2 protein-coding genes and 1 pseudogene are annotated in these 2,299 nt (G+C 64.6%); 2 read left to right on the top strand and 1 reads right to left on the bottom strand.

Annotated elements, in window-relative coordinates; genetic code table 11:
• Positions 1–246: pseudogene (locus MOV75_RS35105) on the bottom strand (lipopolysaccharide heptosyltransferase II); the annotation flags it as partial.
• Positions 247–417: 171 nt separating this feature from the next.
• On the opposite strand from MOV75_RS35105, the gene rfaD reads away from it, so the two are divergent.
• Positions 418–1,398: an ADP-glyceromanno-heptose 6-epimerase gene (gene rfaD, locus MOV75_RS35100; protein WP_246932043.1), complete on the top strand. Its 981-nt coding sequence runs from the start codon at positions 418–420 to the stop codon at positions 1,396–1,398.
• Positions 1,399–1,410: 12 nt separating this feature from the next.
• The coding region (gene rfaE1 / locus MOV75_RS35095; RefSeq protein WP_247007636.1) for a D-glycero-beta-D-manno-heptose-7-phosphate kinase at positions 1,411–2,299 on the top strand (889 nt) is incomplete at its 3' end.

The following is a 2,299-nucleotide window of genomic DNA, read 5'->3' as shown; positions in this document are numbered from 1 at the left end:
CACGGCGAGGCGGCCGCGCGGCAGGTCCCAGACGATGCCAGCGCGCACGCCGGGCATGTAATCGACCAGCGGGGCGCAGAGGGATGTGGTCAGCAGATCGACCGGGCGATTGGGCCAGCGCGCCTTCAGGACCCGCACCACGGTGTGGTTCCGGACGAAATCGCCGATCCACATGTAGGGAATGATCAGGATCGGGCGCGTGTCGTCCCGATCTGCATCTTCACTAAATTGCGAATCTTGATTCATTCGTTAATAGGGCCGAAGGCGAGCTGATGTGGCGCTTCGGTTAGCCGCTCCGGGCCGGGACGTAAAGCAGGCAGTGCGCGAGTCCAAAACGCCTGCCCAAAATGCTTACACTTTGGCGGATGATGCGCTACGGCAGGGTCGGACCTTAAGAAAATCGGGCAGGTAGGTGGAATGTTGCTGGTGACCGGCGGGGCCGGTTTTATCGGATCGAATGTCGTGGCCGCGCTGAATGACGCCGGTCGCAGCGACGTCGTGGTGTGCGACCTGCTCGGCAATGACGGCAAGTGGCGCAACCTCGCCAAGCGCCAGCTTGTGGATATCGTTCCGCCGGCCGAACTGCTCGACTGGCTGACGGGCCGCAAGTTAGATGCCGTGATCCATCTCGGGGCGATCTCCGCGACCACCGCGACCGACGGCGACCACGTGTTCGAGACCAATTTCCGCATGTCGATGCGCCTGCTGGACTGGTGCACGGCGGGCGCCGTGCCGCTCATCTATGCCTCTTCGGCAGCGACCTATGGCGACGGCGAGGCCGGCTTTGGCGACGATGCCTCGCTGCCGGCACTGAAAAAGCTGCGGCCGATGAATCTCTATGGCTGGAGCAAGCACATGTTCGATCTCGCGGTCGCCGGGCGCGCAGCGAACGGCGATCCGCTGCCGCCGCAATGCGTGGGCTTGAAATTCTTCAACGTGTTCGGCCCTAACGAATACCACAAGGGCTCGATGATGAGCGTGCTGGCGCGCCGCTTCGACGACGTCAAAGCGGGGCGCGTCGTGCAGCTGTTCAAGTCGCATCGCGAGGGCATCGCCGACGGCGACCAGCGCCGCGACTTCATCTATGTCGACGACGTCGTGCGCGTCATCATGTGGCTGCTGGCAACGCCCTCCGTCTCCGGGCTCTTCAATGTCGGCACCGGCAAGGCGCGCAGCTTCAAGGACCTGATGCTCGCGGCTTATGCCGCGCTCGGCACCAGGCCCAACATCGAATACATCGACATGCCCGAGAACATCCGCGGCGCGTATCAGTACTTCACCCAGAGCGAGGTCGATCGCCTCGGCCGCGCCGGCTATAACGGCGGCTTCACGACGCTCGAGGACGCGGTAAAAGCCTATGTCGGAGACTATCTCGACCGGCCCGACCGTTTCCGCTGAGGCTTTTTGATCATGCCGACGCCCATTCTCGATTTCGACGCCCTCGCGCAGGCCATCTCGGGCCGCACGGTGCTCTGCATCGGCGACATCATGCTGGACGAGTTCGTCTATGGCGAGGTGTCGCGGATCTCGCCGGAAGCGCCGACGCCTGTCATCGCTGCACAGCGCAGCGAGATCCATATCGGCGGTGCCGGCAATGTCGCGCGCAACGTCGCGTCTCTCGGCGCGCGCTGCATCTTCGTCGGCCTCGTCGGCGAGGACGATGCCGGCGCACGGCTCAAGGCGGCGCTGGATGAGATCGCCGGCATCGAGAACGTGCTGGTGCGCGACCCGTCGCGGCCGACCACGCGAAAAGTCCGCTTTGTCTCCGAACATTTTTCCACGCACATGCTGCGCGCGGATTGGGAGCAGGCGCTGCCTGCCTCCGATGGGATCGAGACCAGGCTGATCGAGGCGATCCTGCCGCAGATCGCGCGCGCCGATATCGTGCTGCTTTCGGACTACGCCAAGGGCGTGCTGACGGCGCGCGTCATCCGCCACACCATCGACGCCGCGCGAAAACTCGGCAAGCCCGTGATCGTCGATCCCAAGAGCCTGAACTGGGCGATCTATCGCGGCGCCACGCTGCTCACGCCCAACCGCAAGGAATTTGCGGAAGCGACGCGCAGCCGCGCCGACACGCTACAGAGCATTGTCGATGCCAGCGAGGATGTGATGCGGCTCGCCGATTGCAAGGCGATCCTGGTCACCCAAGGCGAGCACGGCATGACGCTGGTGCCACGGGGCGGCGAGGCCGTTCACGTTCCGGCTTTTCCGGTGAAAGTGCGCGATGTCTCCGGCGCCGGGGACACCGTCGCCGCCGCGCTCGCGGTATCGCTTGCGACCGGCGCGGACTGGGATA

This window comes from Bradyrhizobium sp. PRIMUS42 (genome assembly GCF_023006515.1).
In the GTDB taxonomy this organism is placed as follows: Bacteria; Pseudomonadota; Alphaproteobacteria; order Rhizobiales; family Xanthobacteraceae; genus Bradyrhizobium.
Note: the sequence above shows the minus strand (reverse complement) of the source record. Positions and strands in the feature narration are given on the sequence as shown.